Origin of the sequence: Rhodococcus sp. CX, from assembly GCF_015865005.1 — a bacterium.
Classification (GTDB): Bacteria; Actinomycetota; Actinomycetes; order Mycobacteriales; family Mycobacteriaceae; genus Rhodococcus.
In genome coordinates this window covers 1-1,144 of the sequence record NZ_JADZGH010000259.1, presented here as the reverse complement: position 1 = coordinate 1,144, position 1,144 = coordinate 1, and the positions used below count along the sequence as shown (strand labels likewise).

The window sequence follows — 1,144 nt, the reverse complement described above, 5'->3', positions numbered from 1 at the left end:
CGCGCTCGCGGCCGCGTTCGGCGCCACCACCACACCGAACCATCCGGACATGGCCGAGCGTGTCCGCGACCTCGCGTCCCGCACCTCCCCGGAATCACTGCTGACCTGTATCGAATCGATCCTCGAGTGCCGCGAGGCGCTCGCGCAGAACGTCAAACCGCGTTTCGCGGTCGCTGCGATGGCGGCCAGGTTGAGCTCCGCGTTCCGCTGATCTACGTGCAGGTTTGCATCCTCCGGGGGGTGGTCGGCTACACTTCGGACGCCGAATGGCTCGCTGCCTTAGCTCAGTCGGTAGAGCATTTCACTCGTAATGAAAAGGTCGTCGGTTCGATTCCGACAGGCAGCTCAGAAGGGGAAGGCCCCTCACCGGGAACACGGTGAGGGGCCTTCCTCGTTCCTGCCCATCCGCATCGGACCAGCCCACACACACATCGTCGGAAACAGGGACGATGGAAGCATGGCCATGGAAATCTTCTCCCTGATCGTCATCATCGGGGCCCTCGCCGTCGTCCTCCCGATGGCGATACGTGTGTTCCGACGACACGACGACGAGTAGCCGGAACGCAGTGCTCGACAACCGGTCGCGGGGCGCTCATGCTCGTTATATGAGCGAGTCGCTGAAGGAACGAGTGCGCGAAAAGATACTCCGGCAGCGCATCGAGGACGGCGGACGTCCGCTCGGGGACGCCGAAGGCGACAACCCCCGGCTCGTCGATATCAGCTATGACCTCGCGCTGCTGGATCAGGCATCGGAGGACGACGACGTGGTCCAACAGCTCGCCGTCAAGTACTGGGTGCCCTGACCTCTTCTCGACGCCTGAACCACCCCGAAACCGTCGTTGACCTGGTGATTTGGTGTTCTGCGTAGCCTTCGCGTAACTTATTCCAGGTCAGAGCGACACGGACACCGACCCGGACCGGAAGGTACGGGAAACGAGGTTGGACGAAGGCGCCTGCGAATTTCACTGGTTCGGAACCTTCTGGTAGGGTTTCGCACCGCCCCTGATTCGGGAAGCGCACGGATTTGCGTCTGTGGGTGGATGGGATTAGGCTGGAACAGTTGCCCCGGAACGGACGGACTGCGGTCCGCGAGTGATGGTGTGTGCGTGTTCTTTGAGAACTCAACAGTGTGCCGATGAATGTC

General features: G+C 61.9%; 2 protein-coding genes and 1 tRNA gene. All 3 read left to right on the top strand.

The window, feature by feature from the left end; genetic code table 11:
* Positions 1-211, top strand: a 211-nt coding sequence (locus I0Q12_RS34180; RefSeq protein ID WP_307846589.1) for a DNA polymerase III subunit delta' C-terminal domain-containing protein, incomplete at its 5' end; no start/stop codon positions are given.
* Between the two features lie 62 nt (positions 212-273).
* A tRNA-Thr gene (locus tag I0Q12_RS28105) sits at positions 274-346 on the top strand.
* Between the two features lie 259 nt (positions 347-605).
* Positions 606-803 carry a hypothetical protein gene (locus tag I0Q12_RS28100; RefSeq protein ID WP_197256812.1) on the top strand — a complete coding sequence of 66 codons (198 nt, stop codon included), beginning with the start codon at positions 606-608 and terminating at the stop codon, positions 801-803.
* Positions 804-1,144 lie beyond the last annotated feature (341 nt).

Bases quoted from the DNA above. Each gene is read 5' to 3' on its own strand.
- I0Q12_RS28100 (WP_197256812.1), top strand. From the start codon at position 606: ATGAGCGAGTCGCTGAAGGAACGAGTGCGCGAAAAGATACTCCGGCAG.